Genomic DNA, 23,256 nt, shown 5'->3' with positions numbered 1-23,256 from the left:
GGTCCGAGTTCGGCAGTGTCCCGCGGCACCCACCTCGCGGTCCACGCGTTTTCCGGCAGGTCACGCCCGTTGGGGACCGTCAAATCCCAAGTGACGCAAGGGGATTGACGTAGAAAGCGCTTGCCGCCTACGGTCCCCCGAATGGGTATGCAGCGAAGATTCGGCTGGGCCTCGCTCGCCGCGGCGACCACCATGGCACTGGCGGCAGGAGTGACCGCGGCCCCCGCCGCCCACTCCGCGGACGATCCCGTGCAGGTCGTGGTCGACGGGGACGACGTACGCGCCGACAACATGAACGGCCTGACCTACAAGGGACTCGGTCTGCTCAGCTGCAACAGCACGAGCAACCTGCTGATGGACTACAAGGCGGAGCACCCGGACCGCTACTGGCAGCTCGTCCGAGTGCTCTTCGGCGGGAGGAACCCGCTCATCAACCACGTCAAGATCGAGATGGGGTCCGACACCAACACGTCGACCGGCGCCGATCCGGCGACCATGCGCACGGCGGACGAACTCGCCGACGCCTCCCGCTCCCCCGGCTTCCAACTGGCCGCCGACGCCAAGACGGTCAACCCCCGCCTCAAGGTCTCGATCCTGCGCTGGGTCATGCCCCAGTGGGTGCAGACCGAATGGAACAAGGGCACCGGCACCGACGAGATGTACAAGTGGTACAAGGAGACGATCCTCGACGCGTACGAGAAGTACGGGTACATGGTCGACTACGTCGATCCGGACACCAACGAGACCACGAAACCCGACGTCTCCTTCATCAAGTGGTACAAGAGCACGCTGGTGAACGACACCGACTTCGCCGATCCCCGCTACGGATTGACGCCTCGTCAGCAGAAGGCGGCGGCCAAGGCGTACCACGCCGTCAAGATCGTCGCCTCGGACGAGAACACCACGAAGAACATCGGGCCCGCGATGCTCACGGACACCGAGCTCTTCGGCATGGTCGACGCGGTGGGCTACCACTACACCACCGACGACCGGCTCGACGGCACCCCCGACAGCGCCACCTACCGGCCCTACACGAAGCTGGCGACCGGCGCCGCCGCGGGACAGGACAAGGAGGTCTGGTACAGCGAGGGCGTGGGTTCCTTCGGCTGGACGGACTACCGGGTGGCCAACACCGAGGGCCCGGGCGGCGCGAGCACCGGGATCGGCGGCGTGCAGAGCGCCCTCGACCTCGCCAACCGCTCCGTGAAGAGCTATGCCAGCTCCAAGCGGACGCACTACATCTTCCAGCCGGCGATCGGTGCCTTCTACGAGGGCGCCCAGTACAGCCACAAGGAACTGGTCAGCGCCCGCGACCCGTGGTCCGGGAGCATCCACTACGACGCCGCCGTGTACGTGATGCAGCACTTCACGCAGTTCGCGAGGACCGGCTGGGAGAACGACACCAACACGGCCGGCATCTGGCGCACCGTGCCGGAGGCGAGCCACAGCGGAGCGAGCGGCACCGAGAACGTCGACGGCTCCAACGGCGCGCCCAGTTACCTGACACTCGCCGACCCGAGAAGGACGGACTTCTCCACGATTGCCGTCAACGACAGCGACCGGACGCAGAGTTACCGCATCAAGGCCGAGAACATGGACCTGGGCGCCGATCCCGTCATGGAGGTCTGGGAGACCCGCGCGGCGGACCCCGGCCAGGCGTACGACGCGAACTTCAAGCACCTCGCGGCCCGGCTCCGCCCCGACGGCGAGGGCTACTTCACCTACACCGTCGAGCCGCGCTCGATCGTCACGTTCACCACGCTCGACCGCAGCCACGACAAGGCGACGGCACAGCGCCTCCCGCGGTCCGCGGCCCGCACCGTGCTCGACACCGACGCGAGCGGCAAGCGGCACGACACCCGCGACACCGTCCTGTACGCCGACGACTTCGGCTACGAGGAGGAGGGCCGGGTCCGGGTCGGCACCGACAACGGCGCCCGCACGGTGTCCCAGCCCTATCTCAAGTCCCGTGGCAACCAGCCCCGTTACCTGGTCGACCAGACCGGCGCGTGGGAGGTCGGCAAGGACGCGAACGGCGACGAGGTGCTCTACCAGTACCTCGACCAGTCCATGAAGGACACCGGCGCCTGGAACCGGAACACCCCCAACACCACGGTCGGCGACTTCCGCTGGGAGAACTACAGGGCCTCGGTCGACGTCTCCTTCCCCGACCCGCACGGCGGCCTCGCCACCCTGGGCGTACGCCAGCAGAAGGGCATGGCCGCGACCGACGCCGCGTACAGCGTCGGGATCGGGCGGTCCGGGAACTGGACCTTCTACAGGTACGGCACGGCCGTCAGCACCGGGACGGTCACCGCGTCCGAGGGCTACCGCCTGGCCGTGGAGGCCAGGGGCGCGACCGTCACCGCGTACGTCGACGGACAGGCCGTCAGCACGTACCAGGACCCGGCACCCGTGACCGGGGGCCGCGTCAAGCTCGGCACCGACTTCCACCGGACGGCCTTCGACAACCTGAAGGTCGAGAAGGTCGCCGGCCACACCCCGTACGCCACCGCGCTGACCGACAACATGGACCGGACGGTGGCCTACGACGGCACCTGGAGCCGCAACGCCGCGCTGGGCGACGCGATGAACTGGTACCGCACGACGTCGACCAGCGGCACGGCCGGCGCGACCGTCACCGTCCCGTTCCGCGGCACGCGCATCGACGTCATCGGCGGCAACGACGGAAGCGCGGTCCTCGACGTCTCCGTGGACGGCCGGACGGTCGCGGTGGACGCGAAGACCACCGCCACCGACAAACGCCGGGCGACGTACTCGCTGCGCGGTCTGCCCGACGGCCGACACACCGTGACCTTCACCCTGAAGTCCGGCAAGATCGTCCTCGACGCCTTCACGGTGTTCTCCGAGGACGTGAACGGGCGCGTGCCCTCCAGCACCGGACCATGAGCTGACGCCCGGCCCGGAGGGCTACGGCGGCGCCCCGGCCCGTGGCCCCCGGGTCACCCCCGGCGGGTGAGGTCGCGCGGGCGTCACCGTCGGATCCTTCGAGGACACAGCGATCCGGGTCCGGGGAACGGTCCTCGCATCCGTGGCGCGCCTCGCTCCCGCCAAGCCAGGAACTTCGTCACCGCCTTCAGCCGCAGCACCGGAGCCGAGTGGGCCACCGGCTCCGGCACCCCACCGCTCGACAGGAGGTGCAGCGGATGGGCAGCACCGACAGAGGGGCCGCCGCGGAGGCGGCACGGCTGGCCGTGGGGCTGGTCGATCTCGCCGTACGGGCCGTCGCCGACACCGCGCGGGACGCGGCACACGCGCGGGCCGAGGGCGTCACCGCGGTGCCGGACGCGGCGCTCGGGCTCGCCCTGGAGCTGCGGCGCCGGTCGTCGTGGGTGCTGGCGGGTGTCGGTGCCGTCGCCGCGCCCGGCACCCGCGCCGCGGTGCGCCTGCTGGTGCCGTCCCGTGCGACGGATGCCGTCGCCAGGCGGATCACGCGCTGGCGTGCGCTCGGTGCTGCGGAGCGGCTGCGGGCTCGCGACGAGGCGGCACTGCGTGCCCGAGCGCTGGTGCGGACGGTCGCCGCCGCCGTCCTCGACGAGATCGACGTCGACGCGGTGGCCGACCGGCTGGACGTCGACCGCGTCGCCGCGCGCATCGACCTGGACGCCGTGCTGGCCCGGGTGGACCTGGACGGCGTCCTCGACCGCGTCGACCCGGACGCCGTGGTGGCCCGGGTCGACCTGGACAGTGTTCTCGACCGCGTCGATCTGGACGCGCTGGTCGCGCGGGTGGACCCGGACAGCGTCCTCGCCCGAGTGGACCTCGTGACATACGCCGAGTCGGTTCTCGACGAGCTCGACCTCGGCCGGGTGGTCCGGGACACCGGAGGAAGCATCACCGCGGAGACACTGGACTCGTTCCGCGAGCAGAACGCGCGTGCCGACCGGCTCGTGCAGCGGATCACGGACCGGCTGCTCCACCGAGCGGGCCCGTCCGGAGCGGACGGCTCCTCGGGCGGGCGTCCGCCCGGTCCGGCCGCACCGCTGGAGACACCGTGACAGCCCCGTCCCGCACCCGTCGCCCGCCGGAGATCCAGGGGCGTCCCGCGGGGCTCGTGTCGCGCACGGTGGCGGCCGCCGTCGACGCCTTCGTGGTGCTGGCGATCCTTCTCGCCCTCCAGTCCGGATACGCGGCGGCACGCTCCCTGCTGACCGGACAGCCCTTCGCCCTCCCGGATCCAGGGCCCGGCTTCACCGTGGCCTTCGGCTACACGGTCCTCGTCGCCTACCTGGTCGGCGGCTGGGTCCTCGGCGGGCGCACCGCCGGGGACCAGCTGATGGGCCTTCGGGTGACGGCCGGTTCGGGGCGGCGTCTGACGGCGGGCACCGCCCTGTTCCGGGCCGTCCTGTGCGTCGTCCTGCCCGTCGGGTTGCTGTGGATCCCCGTCAGCCGCCGAGCGGCGTCGCTGCAGGACGTGGTGACGGGCAGCGCGGTCGTCCACGACTGGTACGGCGGTACGCACGGCCGTCCGGCCGGCTCACGATGAACCGGGTGCGCAGGAACCGGATGCGGAGGAACCAGGTGCGCAGGAACCGGGTGCGGAGGAAGGGGCGCGCGTCCGGGGAAGCGACCTGCGGGGCGCCGGAGCACGGGCCGGCCGTGAACCCGCCCCGCACCGTCAGTCGCCCCGCTCCCCGCCGGTGCCCGTCTCGGCCGTCTCTGTTCCGCCCCGGGACGGACGCCCTCCACCCCACGCGAGCCGCGCCACCGCCGGCCAGTCGGCCCGCCCCCCGGTCACCGGCTTGCCGGGGCGACGGCGTGGCACACGCAGCCGCAACGCCCCGGGAGCGATCCGGCACACCACGGGCGTCGGCAGCATGACGTGTTCTCCGTCGATGCCGACGGCGATGTCGGCGGTGTCCGCGTCCACGACCACCTCGTCGGCCCGCAGGCGCAGGACGGACCCGGAGCGGTCCCCGCGCACCAGTCCGGCCGCCTGGGCCGTGTTCGCCACCCGCACGCCCAGCACTCCGAGCAGCCCCGAGTCCAGCCGTTCCCGGCGTCCCGGACGGGCCGCGTCGACGGCCCGCAGATAGGGGTTGTTGCTGACGAGCAGCGCCTGGAGTCCGCCGATCTGCCGGGAGCCGGCCCGCATCCTCAGACCGGGCGCACGGTCACCGGTGAGGAGCCCGGGAAGGGTCCGCAGTGTCGTGTGCAGCTTGGCGTCGCGGTAGGCGGGGTCGGCCACCACGGACGCGTAGGTCCCGAAGGAGGCGTTGTTGACGAACACGCGGTCGGCGGCGAATCCGAGGTCCACGCGGAGCTCCACGCCGTCGGTGAGTGCCTGGAGCGCCGCCGCGGGGTCGTCGCGGTCCAGGCCGAGATCGAGGGCGAAGTGGTTGCGGGTGCCCGCGGGGATGACGGCGAAGGGCACGCCGTGCCGGGCCGCCACCTCGGCCACCAGGGCCTGGGTGCCGTCGCCACCGGCCACCGCCAGCAGATCGGCGCCCTCGGCCACGGCCTGCCGCGCGAGGGCCGCCACGTCCCGGTGGCCGTCCAGCAGGACGACCCGGGCGCCCGCCGCCCGGGCCTTTCCCACCAGGCCGAACCGTTCCACCTTGCCGCCGCCGGAGCGGGGGTTCATCACGATCCAGGGAGCGTGCGGCGCCTCCGCACGTCCGGCCGCGGCACTCGGGGGTGCCAGGGCGGTGCGTGCCGAGGCCACCGCCAGGATCCACAGGGCCAGGGACAGACACGCCGGCCACAGCAGTCCCGACGCGCCGTACAGGGAGAGGACGGTGAGCGGCGCGGCCACCGACAGCACCAGCCCGAGGACGCGCAGGGTGCCGGTGTGGGCCAGCGTCCACCACACTCCTACGGCGGCCAGCGCCAGCCCGGCGATGCCGACGAGGGCCCACAGCACGCTGCGCAGTCCGGCCACCAGGAGCGGCACCAGGATGCCGGCCAGGAGGGCCAGGAGGGCGAGGCGGGCCCGGAGGACACGGCCGGTCCGCGCACCGCCGCTCCGGTCTCGTGCCACGCCCTCGCCCTCCCTCCCGGTTCCGGAGTGGCGGGTCGTCACATATCCCGTCCGGGACGTTCGAACGGCTCGAAGGAGTCGTCACGCCGGACCGTGCACAGCGCCCAGATGACGAATCCGGAGAACGCGATCATCACGACCGACCAGACCGGGTAGTACGGCAGGGAGAGGAAGTTGGCGATGATGATGAGTGAGGCGATGGCGACCCCGGACACCCGCGCCCAGGTGGCCGCGCGGAAGAGGCCGAGGCTCACCACGACGCCGATCACGCCCAGGGCGAGATGGATCCAGCCCCAGCTGGTCAGGTCGAACTGGAAGACGTAGTTGCGCGTTGTCACGAAGACGTCGTCCTCGGCGATGGCCATGATGCCCCGGAAGATGTCGAGCAGTCCGGCGAGCATCAGCATGACGGCCGCGAAGACCATCGTGCCTGCGGCCCAGTCCTGCTTGGCCGTGGACCGGTGTGCGGTGTGTGTGGCGGTCATCCTGATTCCTCGTTTCGCTGTCGGCCGGCGTACTCAGCGCCGGGAGGTGGCGGTGACGCCGGTGGACGTCCCCGGGCCGTGGCCGCTGAGGACCAGCTCCTTCGCCCGGGCGAACTCCGCGTCCGTGATGTCGCCCTTGGCCCGGATCTCCGAGAGCCTGGCGAGTTCGTCGACGCTGCTGGTGCCGCCCTGGGCGGTCTGACGGATGTACGAGTCGAAGGCCTGCTGCTGCTCCCGCGCCTGTGCGACCTCACGGCGGCCCATGTTCTTGCCGCGGGCGATGACGTAGACGAAGACGCCCAGGAACGGCAGGACGATCGTGAACACCAGCCATCCGGCCTTGGCCCAGCCGCTCAGTGAGTCGTCGCGGAAGATGTCGACCACGATCCGGAAGAGCAGGACGAACCACATGATCCACAGGAAGAACCACAGCATGGACCAGAAGACGCTCAGCAGCGGATAGTCGTATGCGAGGTACGTGGACGCACTCATGTCTGTCTCCTCCGTCCGGGGCCTTCGCCCGGCGCCTGTGTGCCGACTTCAGCGTGCCCACGGCAAGGAGCGGACCACCTCACCCGGCGCGGGTGATCAGACACCGGGTGAGGACGGAGAACCGAACCCGCACGGGCCGCGCCGTGGGCGCCGGCCGGTGGCGATCCCGTTCCCCGGGAGGGCGCGCGGCCGTCGCCGTGAGCGCGCGACGGGCCCCGCGGCGGCCGCGGGGCAGCGCCGGGACGTCCGGGGCCCGCCCCCTCAGTCGGGCATCCGCCGCATCTCCACCACGTGCAGGCCCAGTGACTGGCAGCGGGCCAGCAGGCCGAACAGCTGCGCCTCGTCGATGACGGACCCGAACAGGACGGTCTGTCCGGACATGACCACGCGTTCCAGCTCGGGAAAGGCTTCGGCCAGTGTGTCCGACATGTGTCCGTCGACGCGGATCTCGTAGCGCATGGGCTGTACTCCCGATGGCTGCCCGGAAAGGCGGTCTGGAAGGCGGCTGTGCCCTTGTCTGCGATGGTCCGCTCGCGGCGGGCCCGGCGGCTTCACCCGGTGAAGGTGATTGGCGGGCCGGGTCAGTGCTTGAGGATCACCTTGAAGGAGATGATCAGCAGGCCGAGCAGCAGGTTGACCGCGGCGGTGGCGGCGACCAGGCGCCAGGAGGCGTGGGCTCGCCGGGCCGCCGCCACGGACCACCCCACCTGCCCGGCCACCGCGACGGAGAGCGCCAGCCAGAGGGCGCCCTGCACGTCCAGGCCCAGCAGGGGGCTGACGGCCACCGCCGCGGCGGGCGGCACGGCGGCCTTGACGATCGGCCACTCCTCACGGCAGGCGTGGAAGACGACCCGGCGGTCGAGCGGTTCCTGTGCCAGCCGCGCCCCGAACAGCTGGGAGTGCACATGGGCGATCCAGAACGCCACGCCGGTGAGCAGCAACAGCACCACCAGTTCCACGCGGGGGAACGAGCCCAGGGTGCCGGCGCCGATCACCACGGAGGCCGCCAGCATGGACCCGTAGACACCGCCGGTGTAGTCGGCGCGGGCCCGGCGTTCCGCAGCGGTCCCGCGCACCGTCGAGTGGTCGGTCGTCGACATCGGTGCTCCTGAGGGTCAGCGCGTCGGCCCGGCAGACGGGGCCGGTGCCGCGGTCTTCCCCCGGCCCCCGGTACGGCTCTTGCCCCCGGCCGGGAGGTTCGGTGTGACGAGGAAACTGGCCAGCGTGACGCCGCCGGTGGCGAGAATCGCCGCCTTGAGACCGTCGAGCTGGGCGGAGGCGTAGGACTCCGTGACGGCGTCGACCTCGGAGGGCGGCAGTCCGGCGTCCACCGCCGCCGCGCGCACCTGGTCGGTGGTGACGAAGGAGATCCCGGACTCCAGGGCGACACCGGTCTGGGTACGGGCCGCCTCGGAGATCCGCGGATCGTCGGCGACCTCCGCGGTGAAGGCGTGCGCCAGGGCGCCGAGGAGGATCGACCCGATCAGCGCCGTGCCGAGCGCGGAGCCCAGGTTCTGCGCCGTGAACTGGAGTCCTCCGACCTCGCTGCGTTCCTCCTCGCCGACGCTGGACTGGACGACGTTGCCCAGTTGCGAGGCGAGCAGGCCGGTGCCCACGCCCACCAGGGCCATGGCTCCGGCGAACTGCGCGTCGTCGATGACGGGGTCGATGGTGGCGAGCAGCCACACGACGGCGACCACCAGCGTGGCGAGGGCCAGCCGGACCATCCGGCGCGGTCCCACGGCCCGGCCCAGCGAGGAGGCGAGCATGGAGGCCGCGAGCATGGCGATGGAAACCGGCAGCAGACGGAGTCCGGTCTGGAAGGCGTCGAAGCCCTGCACGACCTGCAGGTACAGCGGGATGACGAAGAACAGGCCCAGCAGGATGAGGTTCTGGCCCAGCAGGGTCAGCAGTCCGGAGCGCAGCGCCGGCCGGCCCAGCAGGGGCAGGTGGACGAGGGGCTCGCCGCCCCGGGCGTCGCGCCGCCGCTCCCAGTGGACGAACAGGGCGAGAACGGCCACCCCGGCTCCGACGACGAACAGTGTCGGGGCGAAGCCCAGCACGGTGAAGGGCGGGTTGCGCGGTGAGACCCAGCCCCAGGTGCTGCTCTGGAGCACACCGAGGACGCCCAGGGCGAGCCCGGCGGCCGACAGCACCGCGCCGACTCCATCGAGACGGGGACGGGGTCCGGTGCGGGCCGACTCGGTGATCATCCGGCGGCAGCACAGCATGGCCACGACGACCACGACCTCGCCGGCGAAGACCAGCCGCCAGGTGAGGTAGGTGGTCACCCAGCCGCCGAGGAGCGGTCCGACGGCGATCCCCGCGCCCGCGAGGCCCCCGATGACGCCGTAGGCGACGGCCCGGTCCGGCCCGCGGTAGGACTCCGCGACGAGGGCCGCCATGGCCGGCAGCACCATGGCGGCACCGAGCCCCTCGATGACCGACCAGCCGAGGGCGAGGACCCACACCGTGGGGGCCAGCGCGGTCAGGGCCGAGCCCGTGCCGTACACGATCAGTCCGAGGAAGAACAGGCGGCGGCGCCCGAGGATGTCGCCGAGCCTGCCACCGATGATCATGAATGCGGCCATGACCAGCGCGTACAGGGTGATGACGGCCTGGATCGTGGTGACCTCGGTGTCGAAGTCCTCGACCAGCTGGCTGATCGAGACGTTCATGACCGAGGTGTCCAGGACCATCAGGAACTGGGCCGTTCCCAGGACGATGAGTGCGCGCCAGCGTCTCACGGTGACCACCTCGCCGGGTCGGTTCGCAGCGGCGGTGGGGCGGCCGCTTCTTCCATGTCAGCGGAGAGGGGCGGGCGGTGCCTCACCCGCCGCGGGCGACCTGGCGGGTCTCACAGGAGCCGCAGCTCCCGGGCGCGGCGGACCGCCTCGCTGCGGCGGTTCACCCCCAGCTTCCGGTACAGGCTCTTGAGGTGGGTCTTCACGGTGTTCACCGAGAGGTACAGGTCGGCGGCGATCTCCTGGGTCGACATCATCTGCGCCAGCCGTCGCAGGACGTCGTGCTCGCGCTCGCTCAGCTCCTCGACGACGAGCGGCGCGGGGCGCGGGGCGGCCACCGGTCCGCCGCCGGGCGCCGGGGCGGGCAGCAGCCATCCGGCGGCCAGCGGCCGCAGGGGCGCCCCGACCAGGAGCGGCCTGATCCAGCGTCCCGCGTCGAGGAAGGGCCGGCGCAGCCGCTCGCTCCTGGCCAGGACGAGGGCCTGCGCGACCAGTCTGCGGGCTGTCTCGCTGTCTCCCGCCCCGTGTGCGGCCCGCGCCCGCACCAGCGCCGCCCGCACGGTCACCGCGGGTCCGGACCGGCCGTCGGCGGCGAGGCTGTCGAGCAGGTCGATCGCCTCGTCGGCTCGGCCCGCCGCGAGCTGGATGCGCGCGGCTTCCACCGCCCACGCCGGCCGGCCGTCCGGCAGGTGCCGGACCCCTTCGGCCGCCGTCTCGGACCGTCCTTCGGCCAGCTGGACGGTGGAGGTGACCAGCCGCCCCAGGCTGTCCGCCCAGGGTGAGGCGACGGCGGTGGACAGGGCCGGGGCCGCCGACTCCATGGCCGCGCACGCGTCGCCCCGAGCCAGGTGGAGCCGGGCCGTGGCGATCGCCCGCCCGGCGGCCTCGACCGGGTCCTGGGTGTCGAGACCCTGTTCGCCGGCCTCGTCGAGGAGGGCCTGGGCCCGGCCCAGTTCGTGGCGGTCGACCGCCACGGCGGCCAGCACCAACCGTGCGATGCCGCAGCCGGAGGGCTGCGGAAGGCTGAACCGTTCCCTCTCGGTCAGCGCCGCCAGGGCCTTGTGCTCGGCTCTGCCGGGCCAGCCGTCCAGGTAGTCGAGCAGCGCGAGGTGGCCCAGGGACTCCTCCCGTGGGCCGACCGTCAGGACCCCGCCGGGACAGTCGGCCGCCTCGGACAGCGCGGCCCGGGCGTCCTCGTAGTGTCCGGCCCACAGACGCGCGGAGCCCAGGTGGGTCAGCAGGAGAGCGGACAGCTCGGGGTGTTTGGCCAGGAGGTGCGCGGGGACCTCCGGGCGTATGCCGTCGGCGGTCTCGGCGGCCTGTTCGGCCCGTGCGGGAGAACCGGTCAGTCTGGCGGCCAGCGTCTCCAGGAAGGCACAGCTCAGGCGGGCGGCCGCCGGATCGCCCTCTTCCCCCTCCTCGCCCGCCAGCCGTGCCTCGGCGTGCTGGAGGTGGGCCACGCCCTGGTCGAGGTCGCTGTGCGCGAGGTCCCGGGCCGCCCGGACGAGCTCGGTGGCGGGGCCCGTGGCCTCGGGTCCCATACGGGAGAACAGCTCGTTCAGCTCGGCGGAGCGCAGACCGGTGAAGAACTGTCCGATGGCGAGGTCGTCGACGAGTGCGGCGGCGGTGAAGTCCCAGTCCGCGGCGGCGGCTCCGTGGGCGAGTACCTCCGGCAGGGTGCCGCGCCGCCGCAGCCACTGGGCCGCCGACCGGTGCAGATCGGGTTCGAGGCCGGGGTGGCGCACCCGCAGGTGGGTCTGGAGGATCTCCCCGAACAACGGGTGCAGGCGGTACCACCCCTGTCCCAGCTGTTCGACGAAGGCGTTGTCACGGTGCAGCTCGGCCAGGATGGGCCCGGCGTCGGTGCGGTGGGTCAGCCCGTCGACCAGGTCGGGGCAAAAGCGGTCCAGGACGCTGGCGCGCAGCAGCAGGTCCTGAGTCGCCGGCGGCTGGCGTCGCAGGACCTCCGCCAGCAGGAAGTCGGCGACCGCGCTGTGGTCGGCCTCGAACTCCTTGAGGTACATCTCCGGTTCGGGGCTCTGCTGGGCGGCCAGCGCGCACAGCCGCAGACCGGCGGCCCAGCCGCGGGTGCGGTCCACGAGGGCGCGCACGGCGTCGGCGGGCAGGCTGAGTCCGTGCAGTTCCAGGAGTGCCGCGGCCTCCTCGGGGGTCATGGCGAGCTCGGCGTCGCGGATCTCCGTCAGGGTTCCGGCCGCCCGGTACCGGTGCAGGGAGAACATCGGTTCGTTGCGGGTGACCAGGACCAGACGCAGCCCCGAACCGGCGTGCTGGAGCACGAACTCCAGCTGTTCCGCCACCTCGGACGCGCTCACCCGGTCGAACTCGTCGAGCACGACGACCGGGGCCGGGTCGCGTCCGACCAGGTCCTCGGCGATCTCCGACAGCATCGTGCGGCTCACCCGGCCCGGGTCCGCGGGGCGGCGGACGCGGTCGGACAGCGGGGTGCCGGAGGCGCTGAGAGCCTGCAGGAAGTACGCCCAGAACATACCGGGGCGCTGTGCCTCCGCCTCCACCGTGAGCCAGGTGACGGGCCGGTCCAGGCTCGCGGTCCAGTCGGCGACGAGCAGGGTCTTCCCCGCGCCGGCCGAGCCGTTGACCATGGTCAGCGGCGTTCGGAGCCCCTCTGCCAGGTGCCGGGTGAGGCGTCCGCGAGGAAGGAACGTGGCGGGCCGCGACGGGATCGCGAAGCGCGTACGCAAGAACGGGTCCCCGAGCGGATCGACACGGCCGGTGGCCGGCCCCACGGTGTTCCTGTCGCCTGTGATCACGGCGCTCACCACCATGTCTCGTCAGGTCATGGGCAGCGCTTCCCTTAGCTCAGCTTTACATGCTTCCCCGACATTCACCTGACGCACAGGACCCACCCGTCCCTCCCCAGGGGCCGGTCGGCCCTGCGCGGGGGCCGATGGGCCCATACGAAAAGGGCCTCGCGGGCTGTTGCCCGCGAGACCCTTCGTACCGTCGGGACGACAGGATTTGAACCTGCGACCCCTTGACCCCCAGTCAAGTGCGCTACCAAGCTGCGCCACGTCCCGGCCGCGACGGACACGGGGTTCCCCGTGTGATCGCGCAGGTAGACCCTACCGCACGGGAACGGCCGGGAGCTCGGGGGTGGCCGTTCACGGGCGCGTACCGCTCAGTGCGCCCCGACCAGTTCCTGCTCGCTGCCGGTGGGGGCCTGCCGGGAGGTGCGCAGGGCGGCGATGCCGATGAAGACCATGGACGACAGGCCGGCGACGGCGAAGGCCGTGAAGCCCCAGTCGCCGTTGCCCGAGGCGAGGAGCTGGCCGCCGAGCCACGGTCCGAAGACGGCGCCGAAGCGGCCCATGCCCGAGGTCCAGCCGACGGCCGTGGCGCGGTTGTCGGCGTCGGAGCGGATGGAGACCGTGGCGTAGATCATCGTCTGGGCGCTGTTGAGGAAGACGCCGGTGAGGAAGACGACGATCATCGTGACGGTCATCGGCATGTGGACGCTGAGCAGGAAGACGCCCGCGGCGGTGAGCGCGAACCAGAGGGCGGAGATGCGCGGGGCGCCGAAGCGGTCGGCGGCCCGGCCCGCGATCAGCATGCCCACGATGCCGCCGAGGTTGAAGACGACCACGAAGGACAGGGCGGAGCCCAGTTCGTAGCCTTCGGCCCGCATCAGGGTGGGCAGCCAGGTGGCGACTCCGTAGACGAGGAGCAGACCGCCGAAGGAGGCCACCCAGTAGAGCAGGGTCTGGATCCACTCGTTGCCGCGGAAGAGGTTGGCGAGGTTGGTCCAGCGGTCCCCCGCGCCACCGGTCCTCGCGGCCGGCACCTCGACGTCGTAGCGCGCGGCCAGGGCCCTGGCCTCCTCGTCGCGGCCCTTGGCGACCAGGAAGCTCAGCGATTCGGGCAGGAACTTCGCCAGCACCGGGGCGAAGAGCAGCGGGAGCACGCAAACCCCGAACGCGGCACGCCAGCCGACCGGGTCGATCAGCCACTTGGCGACGTAGGCGGAGAGGATGCCACCCGCGTGGTGGGCCGTCATCAGCAGGCCGATGACGAGGGCGCCGCGGCCGCGCGGGGCGTAGTCGCAGACCATGCTGATCGCGGTCGGCAGCAGACCGCCGAGGCCGACGCCGGCCAGGGTGCGGCCGAGGCCGAAGACCGCGACGCCGTCGGCCAGCGCGCACAGGCCGGAGGCGAGCGAGAAGAGGACGACGCAGGAGACCATCAGCTTCTTGCGGCCGATGCGGTCGGCGACCGTGCCGGCGACGAGGGCGCCGACCAGCATGCCGAAGGTGGCGTAGCTGCCGAGGTCGCCGGCCTGGTCCGGGGTGAGGCCGAAGGTCCTGGTCTCCAGCAGGTGCGGCAGCACCGAGCCGTAGATGAACATGTCGAGACCGTCGAACAGCACGGCCAGCCAGCACAGACCGACGACCAGGAGGGCCAGTCTGCTGCCGCGAGCGGTCAGGGAGGGGGAGGAAGACATCGTTGGTTACCTCTCGTACTTGGTGCGCTAGACGCTAAGGAGCCACCCCCGGACTGTCAACGCTTTTGTCAACAATCTCATCGACAATCCAGGGGTGGCTCGGCGGAGCGCGGCTCAGGCCACCGGCGGCGTCCCGTGCGTGTGGAAGGACTCGATGGTCTTCAGGCCCCAGGCCTGGCCCTTCTTGCGCTCTCCCTCGGTCCAGGTGACCAGCGGCCAGTCGGGCGCGAGCACCAGCCGGGTGAGCGGGTTGCACAGCTCGATGCGGTTGCCGCCGGGCTCGTAGACGTAGAGGAAGAACGTCTGCTGGATGGCGTGCTTGTGCGGTCCCGTCTCGATGAACACCCCGGTGTCGATGGCGAGATCGGCCGCCCGCAGCACGTCCTCGCGGGTGTCGGTCGCGAAGGCGATGTGGTGCAGCCGCCCTTCGCTGCCGGTCCAGTCCGAGGTGTAGACGACGTCGTACGACTTGTTCGTGTACGTCAGCCAGCGCGCCGCGATCTTCCCGCTGTCCAGCCGGATCTGCTCGGTGGGCCGGGCGCCGAGGACGTTCTGCTGGAACTCGGCGTTGGCGAGCACGTCGGCGGCGAGGAAGTTGATGTGGTCCAACCGCCGTACGCCGACTCCCCTGTTGGGCTTGGCCTGCGGCTGGTTCTTCAGTGCGGGCCTGAGCTCCTCGGGGGCCCGGTAGTGCTCGCTCTCCCAGTAGAGGGCGTGTTCGTGGCCGTCCGGGTCGGTGGTGACGTAGAGCTTGCCGAGGCCGGGTTCGTCCTCGGCCCAGGTGCCGGTGCCGCCGGACTCCTCGACCGCCTTCACCCGGCGGTGCAGTGCCTCCTCGCTGGAGGTGCGCAGGGCGAGGCGGCCGAGGCCGGGCTGCTCGCGGGCGGTGAGGACCAGGCTGTGGTGCTCGTAGTCGTCGAAGGTCCGCAGGTAGACCGTGTCGCCGTCGTGCCCGTTGACCGTGAGGCCGAGGAAGTCGGTGAAGAAGGCGACGCTGGCGTCCAGGTCCGGCGTGAACAGCTGGGTGTGGCCGATGTGGGCGATGTCGCCGAGCGGCGGAGTCATCGGTGACCTCCTGTGGGTCGGTCGGCGGCCCGGGGGAAGACGGTGCCGTCGAAGATCTTGCGGGCCGTGCGGACCACGGCGGTACGGCGGGCCGAGGGCGGGCCGCCCGGGACGGCATCCACGCTGCTCTCGATGTCCAGGAACCCCGTGGGGTGTTCTATGCGTACACGCTCGCTCCCGGGATCGATCTCCGCGAGCCCGGCGCCCACGCTCCCGTCGATCCGCAGGCCCGCCGCGACGCTCGCCGCGCCCAGGACACCGATGGAGGTGTGGCAGCGCACGGGGATGAAGGTGCGGGTGGTGACCGCACCGCCGTCGCGGGGCGGGGCGAGCAGCGTCAGCTTGGGCACGGTGGCGTCGGAGACGTCTCCGAGGCCCATGAGGCGGCCCGCGGCCAGCCGGATCGTGCGCAGCCGGTCGGCCAGGGCCACGTCCTCCTCCAGGTCCCGGGGCAGCTCGTAGCCGGTGACCTTGAGGGAGGTCGCCGCGATGAGGACGGTCGGCATCCCGTTGTTCACGCAGGTCACCTCGACGTCGTCGATGACGTCGACCGCGTTGCCGGTCGGGAGCAGCTTCCCCGCGCCCGGCGGGAACTCGATCACCACGGCCGCGGACGTTCCCGGCACGCCCGAGATCTCGGCGTCCCCGGTGTAGTCGACGCGGCCACCGGGGGTGGGGAAGGTCGCGGTGGCGTGGTCGCCGGTGTTGACCATGCGGATCCGGACGGAGGTCTCCTGCTCCCCCGCCGGGACGAGTCCGCGCTCGACGGCGAACGGGCCGACGCCGGCGAGGATGTTCCCGCAGTTCTGACGGTCGCTCACCTCCGGCCGGTCGACGATGACTTGGAGGAAGAGGTAGTCGACGTCGGCCTGCGGATCGGCGGACGGCGAGACGACGGCGACCTTGCTGGTGAGCGGGTGCGCACCACCCAGGCCGTCGATCTGCCGGTCGTCCGGGCTGCCCATGATCCGCAGCAACAGGTCGTCGCGCAGGGCGGGTTCGGCGGGCAGGTCGTCGGCGAGGAAGTAGGCGCCCTTGGACGTGCCGCCCCGCATCAGCATGCAGGGCACCTCCTCGGGCAGCGCGGTCACGACCGCTCCCCCGTGTACTCCTCGTAGGACCGGTACTCGACACCGAGGTTCTTGAGGGTCTCCCGCAATCCGTAGCGGTCCAGGCCCAGTTGGCCGTCGATGAAGGCGGCGCGGGTGGCGGCCTCCTTGGCCTCGCGGGCCTCGGACCTCTCCACCGTCGCGGCCACCCGCTCGCGCGGGACGACCACGACACCGTCGTCGTCGGCGAGGATCACGTCGCCCGGGTGGATCACCTGGCCGTCGATGGCGATCGGCACGTTGACCGAGCCACCGGTGGCCTTGACCGTGCCCTGCGAGGACACCGCGCGCGACCAGGCGGCGAAGCCCATGTCCCGCAGCTCCTGGGTGTCGCGGATGCCGGTGTTCAGGACGACCCCGCGCACCCCGCGCTGCTGGAGGGCGGTCGCGAACAGCTCGCCGAACAGGCCGTCCGTGCACGGGGAGGTGGTGGTGACGACCAGGATGTCGCCCTCGCCGCACTGCTCGACGGCCGCGTGGATCATGAGGTTGTCGCCGGGCCAGCTCAGCACCGTGACCGCGGTGCCCGCGACCCGTACGCCCTGCTGGACGGGGCGGATCTCCGGGCCCAGCAGGCCCGTTCGGCCCATCGCCTCGGAGACGGTGGCCACGCCGTACCGCGCGAGCGCGTCGACGTCCTTCAGGTCCGCCTTCGGCGGGTCGGTGACGATCACGCCGCTCATGCCAGCTCCTTCGCGATCTGCGGGTAGGGGCGCATGTACGCCTCGGCCATGGTCCTGTGGGCCAGGCCCAGGTTCGGGCCCGCGTTGCGCTTGAGCTGGACGCCCCGGCGCACGGCGAGGTCGGTGTAGTAGTCCCACAGGTGCTGCTGGGCGCCGAGGCACTCCATGGCCTTGCGCTTGGTCTCCCAGACCTCGGTGATGTCGAGGAGGACCTCGGGCCTGAAGCCGCTCATCTCGGGCTGGTGGGGCTCGAAGTAGAAGACCGGCGGGGCGCCGATGATCTCGCCCTCGCCCGGGTAGCCGATGGCCTGCGCGAGGACCCGGGCCTCCAGGGCCATGCGGTTGGCGGCCGGGTGGTCGCCGTTGTACGGGTCCTCGACCGGGTGGGTGAGCACCACGTCGGGCTGGGTGGCCCGGTAGACCTCGACAAGCCGGTCGGTCAGCTCGGCGGTCGCCACCAGCGGATAGTCGCCGGCGTCGAAGAAACGGACCTCGGCGCCGAGGGTGGCGGCGGCGCGCTCGGCCTCGTCCCGGCGTATCGCCTTGATCTCGTCGAGCTTCTTGCCCTCGCGCCAGGCTTTCGCGGACTCCCCGCGCTCACCGAAGGTCAGACAGGCGATGGTGACCTTCTCGCCCCGGGAGGCGGCCAGGGCGATGGCTCCGCCCGCCCGCCACACGAAGTCCCCGGCATGCGCGGTGATCACCAGTGTCGAACGGGGAGGGGCGGGCGCGCCTGACTGCGTCATTGCTGAAATCTCCTTGGAGTGGACAGTTCGCGCCCGCCTCGCGCGGCTCAGTCGCGCAGCGCCTCGATCACGCTGGTGAGGTGGGCGCGGACGGCCTTCTCGGCCGCCTGCGGGTCCCTGGCCCTGATCGTCTCGATCATCGCCAGGTGTTCGTTCAGGGAGTGCTGCGGGCGTCCCGGACGCAGTGCCAACTGGAAGCGGTGGCGCACCAGTTGGGCGTTGAGCCGCTCCAGCAGATCCACGGCGGTCCGCTGGCCGGAGAACTCCCGCACCTTGGCGTGCAGCTCCTGGTTGAGCTCGGAGTAGGTCACCGGCTCGCCGTCGGCCACGGCCTTGGTCATCGCCGTGCCCAGTTCGGTCAGCTCGGCGAGCTGCTCGTCGCTGGCCAGGGTCGCCGCCTTGGCCGCGCACAGCCCTTCGAGGACCATGCGGCACTCGGTGATGGCGACCGCCTCCTCGACGGTCACCACCCGCACCCGGGAACCCCGGTTGCGGATCCGCTCGACGAGGCCCTGGGCCTCCAGATCGATGAGCGCGGCCCGGATGCTGGCCCGTGTCACACCGAACTGCTCGGCGAGCTCGTTCTCCACCAGCCGCTGTGCCGGCGCCATCTCGCCGTGCAGGATCGCCTGCCGCAGCTGCGCGAACGCATGCTGCTTGGCCTGCTCCCCGGTGCTCGGACGGGCTTCCTTCGGCATCGTTGCCCTCCCTGAGTGAGTGCCTGTCGAACCTAAATCTAGCCAGACAAGATTGTCAACAATTTTGTCTGCCGTATTGCATGCGCAGTTGGCGTGGAGCTCGGTGACGTATGGGCTCCACCGGGCGGGCAGCCCCCGTTGCCGGTCGGGGTGTTGCTCATAGCCGTCGGTCGCGGACTCGACATCGCTCGATGCCCGCGGCCCGGCCCCTCGTCCCGGGCTCCTGCGTCATCGGCGCCGACGTCGCCCCCGTACGGCGCGGCGCCCACCCTGACCGTGGGCGCCGTGCACCCCTCCCGGAGGGGCACCGCCGACAGCCCCGCCACCGCACGCGCGCAGTCCTCTACTTGATCAGCGCGTTCGCCACCACGACCACCGCTCCCAGCATCGCGTCCACCGCCCCGACGACGACCGCGGTGCGCCACGGCCGGTGGGACCGGCGGGACGTGACCAGGCCCAGGGTGAACAGCAGGGCGATGTTGAGGACGAAGGCCGGGTACTCGACGCCGTTCGCGGGCCACCAGCCCCAGCCGGCCCCCGCCAGGAGGGCGACCGTCGGCAGTACCGCGGCGACCAGGGGCCACTCGTCGGCCAGGGTGCGCAGCGCGTCCCCGCGGCGGTGCGGGGCGCGCTCGGCGATGTAGTGGGCGTAGCCGTGCGCGAGGGCGGAGGCGAGGGCGGTGACCAGGAGCCACACGGCGTCGTAGCGGCGACTGCCGCGGGAGGTGTGCCCGTACTGGGTGAGCGCGGCGACCATGGAGCAGGCCAGGACCGAGCCGTAGACCCCGCCGAAGAGGACGGCCTCACGGGTGTCATGCCGGTACGGCCGGACCGCGGCAGCCTCGGTGTCCGCCATGTCCTCCACGATCACCCGGGCCGCGAGCGGCCGCCAGTCCGCGACGGAGTGTCCGCCGGCCTGCCTCGACACCCCACACACTGTCCACGGACGGGCCCGGAACGACCTCGCTAGGGTCGCCCCATGGATCACAGCTTCGTACTGCACGTCCCCGACGCCGAGCTCACGTCGGAGCCCCTCGCACGGGAGCAGATCGTCTCCGGGACGCCCGAGGTGACCGGGAAGGTGGTCTGGGAGTCGGAGGACGGGCGTCAGATCCGGGGCATCTGGCAGATCACCCCGGGCGTCGTCACCGACACGGAGGCGGACGAGCTGTTCGTCGTCGTCAGCGGCTCGGCGACCATCGAGGTCGAGGGCGGCCCGACGCTGAACGTGGGGCCCGGCGACATGGCCGTACTGCGCCAGGGCGACCGTACGACGTGGACCGTGCACGAGACGCTGCGGAAGGCCTACGCGATCAACCTCTGACGGGGCCGGGGCCGCCGTCACCGCCCGTCCGGCGGGGCCCCCGTCGTCCCCCGGATCTCCAGCGCCGGCGCGGCGAGTGTCGTACTGCCCTCTCCCCCGCGTCCCTCGAACCGGTCGAGCAGACGGCGTGCGGCGCGGCGGCCGACCTCGTGGCTGGCGTTGTCGACGGTGGTGAGCCAGACGTGGCGCAGCCGGGCGATGCTCGTGTTGTCGTAGCCGACGACGGACAGGTCGCGCGGGATCTCCAGACCCAGTTCCTCGGCGGCCGAGACCGCGCCGATCGCGGCGATGTCGTTGACGGCGAAGACGGCCGTCGGCCGGTCGGGGCGGCTCAGCAACCGGACCGTCGTGCGGTAGCCGCCCTCCTCGGTCATGTCGCTCGGCTCGACGACCGCCTCCGCCGCGAGGCCATGGGCCCGCATCGTCGCCTCGAAGCTGCGCCGACGCAGTTCGCCGACCGCCCCGTACCCCGCGATGTGCGCGACACGGCGGTGGCCGAGGCCGATCAGGTGCTCGGTGACCAGGCGGGCCCCGCGTTCGTCGTCGTTGGCGACGATGTCCACCCCCGGCGGACCCGGCTCGCGCGCGCCGGCCACCACCACCGGGAGGCGTTCGGCCACCGCCTGGAGCGCGGCGGGTTCGGGCAGGGTGCCGACCACGACCAGGCCGTCCACGCCGAGCTCCAGGAAGGGGCCGGCCGGGTCCTGTCCGGTACGGCGGTTGAGTCGGGCGTCGGCCAGGAGCATGCGCAGGCCGTTGTCGTGGAGCAGCGAGTTGAGGCCGTCGAGCAGGTCGACGAACCAGGGGTTGCGCAGGTCGTTCAGGAGGACGCCGACCGTGCGGGTGCGCTGCTCGCTGAGGCTGCGGGCGGCGGCGTTCGGGCGGTAGCCGAGTTCGCGCACGGCCCGCAGCACGGCCTCCCGTTTCTCCGGGCGCACCTGGTCGGAACCGCGCAGCACGAGGGAGACCAGCGACTTGGAGACACCGGCCCGGTCGGCCACATCGCGGATCGTCGGCGCTCTCATGGGTATGGACCGTTCCATGCCGTCCGGCGGCTTGTCAAAGGGTTGACAGCAGGCGAAGACGCCGCCCAAGGTGACCTGGACAGGATATGGACCGGTCCAAAGAGGGGCTGTCAGTCATGGTGGACACGCTCGGCGTCGCCGTCGTCGGATTCGGCTGGATGGGGCGGGTGCACACCCAGGCGTACGCCCGTGTCCCGCACCACTACCCCCGGCTCGCCCTGCGTCCGGAGCTCGTGACCGTCGCCGACGACGTGCCGGGGCGGGCCGAGGAGGCCGCGGCGCAGTTCGGGTTCGCCGGGGCGACCCGCGACTGGCGCGAGGTCGCCGCCGACCCACGGGTCGAGGCGGTCAGCGTCACCGCGCCCAACTTCCTGCACCGCGAGATCGGCGTGGCGATGGCGGAGGCCGGCAAGCACCTGTGGATCGAGAAACCGGTCGGCCTCACCGTCGGGGACGCCCGGGCGGTGGCCGACGCGGCGGCGAGGGCCGGTGTGCGGAGCACGGTCGGCTTCAACTACCGCAACGCGCCCGCCGTCGAGGCCGCCCGCGAGCTGATCGCCGCCGGGGAGATCGGCACGGTCACCCATGTCCGCGTCCGGCTCCTCAGCGACTACGCGGCCCATCCGCAGGGCGCCCTCACCTGGCGCTTCGAACGCGCGCGCGGCGGCAGCGGCGTGCTCGGCGACCTCGCCTCGCACGGCGCCGACCTGGCCCGCTTCCTGCTCGGGGACATCGTCTCCCTGACCGCCGACACGGCGATCTTCGTGCCGGAGCGCGCCCGCCCCACCGGCGCCACGGCCGGGCACACCCTCGCCACGGGCGAACTCGGACCGGTCGAGAACGAGGACTACGTCAACTGCCTGCTGCGTTTCGCCTCGGGCGCCCGGGGTGTCCTGGAGGCCTGCCGGGTCTCGGTCGGCGAGCAGAACAACTACGGCTTCGAGGTGCACGGCACGAAGGGCGCGGTGTTCTGGGACTTCCGCCGCATGGGCGAGCTGGCCGTCAGCCGTGGCAGCCGCTACCAGGACCAGCCGGTCAGCACGGTGTACGTCGGCCCGGGCGACGGCGAGTTCGGCGCCTTCCAGCCGGGCGCGGCCAACGCCATGGGCTACGACGACCTGAAGGTCGTGGAGGCCTGCCGCTTCCTGCGCTCGGTCGCCGAGGGCACGCCGTACGGGGCCACGCTGGAGGACGCGGTGCACAGCGCGGCCGTACTGGACGCCATGTCCCGGTCCGCGCAGAGCGGTTCGTGGGTGGACGTGTAGAACAGCCCCTTCGGAGCGGCCTCTTCAGTGCGGCCTCTTCAGTGCCGTCTCTTCAGTGCCGTCTCTTCGGCGCAGCCCTTCAGTACGGCATGTTGTACGGCGTCACCACCTGGATCGCCGAAGGCGTCGTCGGTCCCGCCGGCGGCAGCGCCCCGTGGGCCCGCATCACGATGTGGCACGCCTCGCGCATGTCCTGCCGCAGGTCGTGGTGCAGTACGGCCGACAGGCGGTGTTCCCGCAGCAGCCGGTCGTTGTCGTGGTCGAGGTCGTGGGCCACGAACACCGCGCACTCCCGGCCGAGGTCCTCGAAGGCCCGGAGCGTGGCGATGTTGCCGCCGCCGATCGAGTAGACCGCCCGGATCTGCGGGTCCCGCTCCAGCGCGGCCCGCACGAGGTCGTACTGCGTGGCGTCCAGGCCCTGCCCCTCGGCGATCTCCACCACCGCCCGTTGCGGATGCCGGGCGCGCATGGCGCTGCGGAACCCCATCTCCCGCTCCTCCTCGTTGCGGAAGAACCCGCTGCTGAGGCTCGTGAGGACGTTGCCGGGACGGTCGCCGAGCCACTGGCCCATGAGGTAGGCGGCGGTCGCTCCCGCCGCCCGGTTGTCGATGCCGACGTAGGCGAGGCGGGCCGTGGCGGGCAGGTCGGTGACGAGGGTGACCACCGGGATGCCCGCCTCCGCGAGCCGGCCGACGGCCGCCGTGACCTCGGGGACGTCCGGGGCCTTGAGGATCACTCCCTGGGAGCCGCGCCGGGCTATCCGGTCGAGGATCCTCGTCAGTTCCACCACCGGGCCGGTCTCACGGAAGTGGAAGCGTGAGCGCAGGACGGCGGGGTGCAGCGCGGGCAGTTCGGCCTCCAGGGCGGCGCGTACGGCCGTCGAGAAGCGCTCCGGGGTCTGCATCACTATGTCGATCATGAAGGTGCGGCCGATCAGCCGTACCTGGGTGCGCTGCCGGTCCAGGTCGGTGATCGCCTGGCGGACTTCGCGGGCGGTGCTCTCCCTGACGCCTCCCCTGCCGTTCAGGACGCGGTCGACGGTGGCCTCGCTAAGCCCCGCCTGACGTGCGATTTCCCGGATCGGGTAGGGGTGGCCCACGCCTTCGCTCCTTGAGGGGTTTTTGATGGCTGCCTGCTGGTTG

21 protein-coding genes and 1 tRNA gene are annotated in these 23,256 nt (G+C 72.0%); 5 read left to right on the top strand and 17 right to left on the bottom strand.

All coding sequences use genetic code 11. The features are described from left to right. Positions 1-141: 141 nt before the first annotated feature. From M2163_RS39905 to M2163_RS39895, 3 genes are all read left to right on the top strand, one after another. Entirely contained in the window at positions 142-2,910 is a 2,769-nt protein-coding gene (locus tag M2163_RS39905; RefSeq protein ID WP_280896438.1) for a GH59 galactosidase, read from the top strand. Between the two features lie 257 nt (positions 2,911-3,167). Then, positions 3,168-4,019, top strand: coding sequence for a hypothetical protein (locus M2163_RS39900; RefSeq protein WP_280896437.1), 852 nt, complete (start codon positions 3,168-3,170; stop codon positions 4,017-4,019). Continuing rightward, a complete protein-coding gene (locus tag M2163_RS39895) occupies positions 4,016-4,507 on the top strand; it encodes an RDD family protein (RefSeq protein ID WP_280896436.1) in 492 nt (163 codons plus the stop codon). Before M2163_RS39900 ends, M2163_RS39895 begins: the two co-directional genes overlap by 4 nt. 132 nt (positions 4,508-4,639) lie before the next feature. Here M2163_RS39895 and M2163_RS39890 read toward each other — a convergent pair whose 3' ends face one another. From M2163_RS39890 to M2163_RS39820, 15 genes are all read right to left on the bottom strand, one after another. Then, entirely contained in the window at positions 4,640-6,001 is a 1,362-nt protein-coding gene (locus M2163_RS39890) for a diacylglycerol kinase family protein (protein ID WP_280896435.1), read from the bottom strand. A gap of 38 nt (positions 6,002-6,039) precedes the next feature. Continuing rightward, complete coding sequence (locus M2163_RS39885; protein ID WP_280848037.1) at positions 6,040-6,486, bottom strand: hypothetical protein; 447 nt, start codon at positions 6,484-6,486, stop codon at positions 6,040-6,042. Positions 6,487-6,519: 33 nt separating this feature from the next. Next, positions 6,520-6,978, bottom strand: coding sequence for an SHOCT domain-containing protein (locus tag M2163_RS39880; protein WP_280848038.1), 459 nt, complete (start codon positions 6,976-6,978; stop codon positions 6,520-6,522). A 261-nt stretch (positions 6,979-7,239) separates the two neighbouring features. Next, positions 7,240-7,437 (bottom strand): hypothetical protein, encoded by a 198-nt coding sequence (locus M2163_RS39875; RefSeq protein ID WP_280848039.1) that lies wholly within the window; start codon positions 7,435-7,437, stop codon positions 7,240-7,242. 122 nt (positions 7,438-7,559) lie between these two features. Next, entirely contained in the window at positions 7,560-8,078 is a 519-nt protein-coding gene (locus tag M2163_RS39870) for a hypothetical protein (protein WP_280848040.1), read from the bottom strand. Between the two features lie 15 nt (positions 8,079-8,093). After that, complete coding sequence (locus M2163_RS39865; protein WP_280896434.1) at positions 8,094-9,725, bottom strand: MFS transporter; 1,632 nt, start codon at positions 9,723-9,725, stop codon at positions 8,094-8,096. 110 nt (positions 9,726-9,835) lie between these two features. Then, positions 9,836-12,526, bottom strand: coding sequence for a LuxR C-terminal-related transcriptional regulator (locus tag M2163_RS39860; RefSeq protein WP_280896433.1), 2,691 nt, complete (start codon positions 12,524-12,526; stop codon positions 9,836-9,838). Positions 12,527-12,704: 178 nt separating this feature from the next. Next, positions 12,705-12,778 (bottom strand) — tRNA-Pro (locus tag M2163_RS39855). A gap of 101 nt (positions 12,779-12,879) precedes the next feature. Beyond that, entirely contained in the window at positions 12,880-14,199 is a 1,320-nt protein-coding gene (locus tag M2163_RS39850) for an aromatic acid/H+ symport family MFS transporter (RefSeq protein ID WP_280896432.1), read from the bottom strand. A gap of 114 nt (positions 14,200-14,313) precedes the next feature. Further along, complete coding sequence (locus tag M2163_RS39845; RefSeq protein WP_280896431.1) at positions 14,314-15,264, bottom strand: catechol 2,3-dioxygenase; 951 nt, start codon at positions 15,262-15,264, stop codon at positions 14,314-14,316. After that, positions 15,261-16,325 carry a 4-oxalomesaconate tautomerase gene (locus M2163_RS39840; protein WP_280854026.1) on the bottom strand — a complete coding sequence of 355 codons (1,065 nt, stop codon included), beginning with the start codon at positions 16,323-16,325 and terminating at the stop codon, positions 15,261-15,263. Before M2163_RS39840 ends, M2163_RS39845 begins: the two co-directional genes overlap by 4 nt. Before the next feature lie 26 nt (positions 16,326-16,351). After that, positions 16,352-17,056: a 4-carboxy-4-hydroxy-2-oxoadipate aldolase/oxaloacetate decarboxylase gene (locus tag M2163_RS39835; protein ID WP_280848044.1), complete on the bottom strand. Its 705-nt coding sequence runs from the start codon at positions 17,054-17,056 to the stop codon at positions 16,352-16,354. Then, positions 17,053-17,802, bottom strand: a complete 750-nt coding sequence (locus M2163_RS39830) for a PIG-L deacetylase family protein (RefSeq protein ID WP_280848045.1) — start codon at positions 17,800-17,802, stop codon at positions 17,053-17,055. Before M2163_RS39830 ends, M2163_RS39835 begins: the two co-directional genes overlap by 4 nt. A gap of 47 nt (positions 17,803-17,849) precedes the next feature. Next, positions 17,850-18,500, bottom strand: coding sequence for a GntR family transcriptional regulator (locus M2163_RS39825; protein WP_280848046.1), 651 nt, complete (start codon positions 18,498-18,500; stop codon positions 17,850-17,852). Between the two features lie 343 nt (positions 18,501-18,843). Then, positions 18,844-19,356 carry a hypothetical protein gene (locus M2163_RS39820; RefSeq protein WP_280897388.1) on the bottom strand — a complete coding sequence of 171 codons (513 nt, stop codon included), beginning with the start codon at positions 19,354-19,356 and terminating at the stop codon, positions 18,844-18,846. Between the two features lie 123 nt (positions 19,357-19,479). Between M2163_RS39820 and M2163_RS39815 the strand changes: the two genes are divergently transcribed. After that, positions 19,480-19,824, top strand: coding sequence for a cupin domain-containing protein (locus M2163_RS39815; RefSeq protein WP_280848047.1), 345 nt, complete (start codon positions 19,480-19,482; stop codon positions 19,822-19,824). A 17-nt stretch (positions 19,825-19,841) separates the two neighbouring features. On the opposite strand, the gene M2163_RS39810 is transcribed toward M2163_RS39815, so the two are convergent. After that, the gene (locus M2163_RS39810; protein WP_280896430.1) at positions 19,842-20,849 is read right to left on the bottom strand and encodes a LacI family DNA-binding transcriptional regulator; all 1,008 of its coding nucleotides are present in this window, start codon (positions 20,847-20,849) and stop codon (positions 19,842-19,844) included. Positions 20,850-20,965: 116 nt separating this feature from the next. On the opposite strand from M2163_RS39810, the gene M2163_RS39805 reads away from it, so the two are divergent. Further along, on the top strand, positions 20,966-22,114 hold the full coding sequence (locus tag M2163_RS39805) for a Gfo/Idh/MocA family oxidoreductase (RefSeq protein WP_280848049.1): 1,149 nt from the start codon (positions 20,966-20,968) through the stop codon (positions 22,112-22,114). Between the two features lie 79 nt (positions 22,115-22,193). Here M2163_RS39805 and M2163_RS39800 read toward each other — a convergent pair whose 3' ends face one another. Next, positions 22,194-23,213, bottom strand: a complete 1,020-nt coding sequence (locus M2163_RS39800; protein ID WP_280897387.1) for a LacI family DNA-binding transcriptional regulator — start codon at positions 23,211-23,213, stop codon at positions 22,194-22,196. Positions 23,214-23,256 lie beyond the last annotated feature (43 nt).

This window comes from Streptomyces sp. SAI-135 (genome assembly GCF_029893805.1).
Lineage (GTDB): Bacteria > Actinomycetota > Actinomycetes > Streptomycetales > Streptomycetaceae > Streptomyces.
Note: the sequence above shows the minus strand (reverse complement) of the source record. Positions and strands in the feature narration are given on the sequence as shown.

What these genes read in the sequence shown, in the direction of transcription:
- M2163_RS39850 (WP_280896432.1), bottom strand. Translation starts at nt 14,199, where the DNA reads ATGTCTTCCTCCCCCTCCCTGACCGCTCGCGGCAGCAGACTGGCCCTC.
- M2163_RS39820 (WP_280897388.1), bottom strand. Translation starts at nt 19,356, where the DNA reads ATGGCGGACACCGAGGCTGCCGCGGTCCGGCCGTACCGGCATGACACC.
- M2163_RS39885 (WP_280848037.1), bottom strand. Translation starts at nt 6,486, where the DNA reads ATGACCGCCACACACACCGCACACCGGTCCACGGCCAAGCAGGACTGG.
- M2163_RS39810 (WP_280896430.1), bottom strand. Translation starts at nt 20,849, where the DNA reads ATGAGAGCGCCGACGATCCGCGATGTGGCCGACCGGGCCGGTGTCTCC.
- M2163_RS39880 (WP_280848038.1), bottom strand. Translation starts at nt 6,978, where the DNA reads ATGAGTGCGTCCACGTACCTCGCATACGACTATCCGCTGCTGAGCGTC.
- M2163_RS39845 (WP_280896431.1), bottom strand. Translation starts at nt 15,264, where the DNA reads ATGACTCCGCCGCTCGGCGACATCGCCCACATCGGCCACACCCAGCTG.
- M2163_RS39860 (WP_280896433.1), bottom strand. Translation starts at nt 12,526, where the DNA reads ATGGTGGTGAGCGCCGTGATCACAGGCGACAGGAACACCGTGGGGCCG.
- M2163_RS39840 (WP_280854026.1), bottom strand. Translation starts at nt 16,325, where the DNA reads ATGCTGATGCGGGGCGGCACGTCCAAGGGCGCCTACTTCCTCGCCGAC.
- M2163_RS39805 (WP_280848049.1), top strand. Translation starts at nt 20,966, where the DNA reads ATGGTGGACACGCTCGGCGTCGCCGTCGTCGGATTCGGCTGGATGGGG.
- M2163_RS39815 (WP_280848047.1), top strand. Translation starts at nt 19,480, where the DNA reads ATGGATCACAGCTTCGTACTGCACGTCCCCGACGCCGAGCTCACGTCG.
- M2163_RS39870 (WP_280848040.1), bottom strand. Translation starts at nt 8,078, where the DNA reads ATGTCGACGACCGACCACTCGACGGTGCGCGGGACCGCTGCGGAACGC.
- M2163_RS39900 (WP_280896437.1), top strand. Translation starts at nt 3,168, where the DNA reads ATGGGCAGCACCGACAGAGGGGCCGCCGCGGAGGCGGCACGGCTGGCC.
- M2163_RS39835 (WP_280848044.1), bottom strand. Translation starts at nt 17,056, where the DNA reads ATGAGCGGCGTGATCGTCACCGACCCGCCGAAGGCGGACCTGAAGGAC.
- M2163_RS39875 (WP_280848039.1), bottom strand. Translation starts at nt 7,437, where the DNA reads ATGCGCTACGAGATCCGCGTCGACGGACACATGTCGGACACACTGGCC.
- M2163_RS39830 (WP_280848045.1), bottom strand. Translation starts at nt 17,802, where the DNA reads ATGACGCAGTCAGGCGCGCCCGCCCCTCCCCGTTCGACACTGGTGATC.
- M2163_RS39905 (WP_280896438.1), top strand. Translation starts at nt 142, where the DNA reads ATGGGTATGCAGCGAAGATTCGGCTGGGCCTCGCTCGCCGCGGCGACC.
- M2163_RS39825 (WP_280848046.1), bottom strand. Translation starts at nt 18,500, where the DNA reads ATGCCGAAGGAAGCCCGTCCGAGCACCGGGGAGCAGGCCAAGCAGCAT.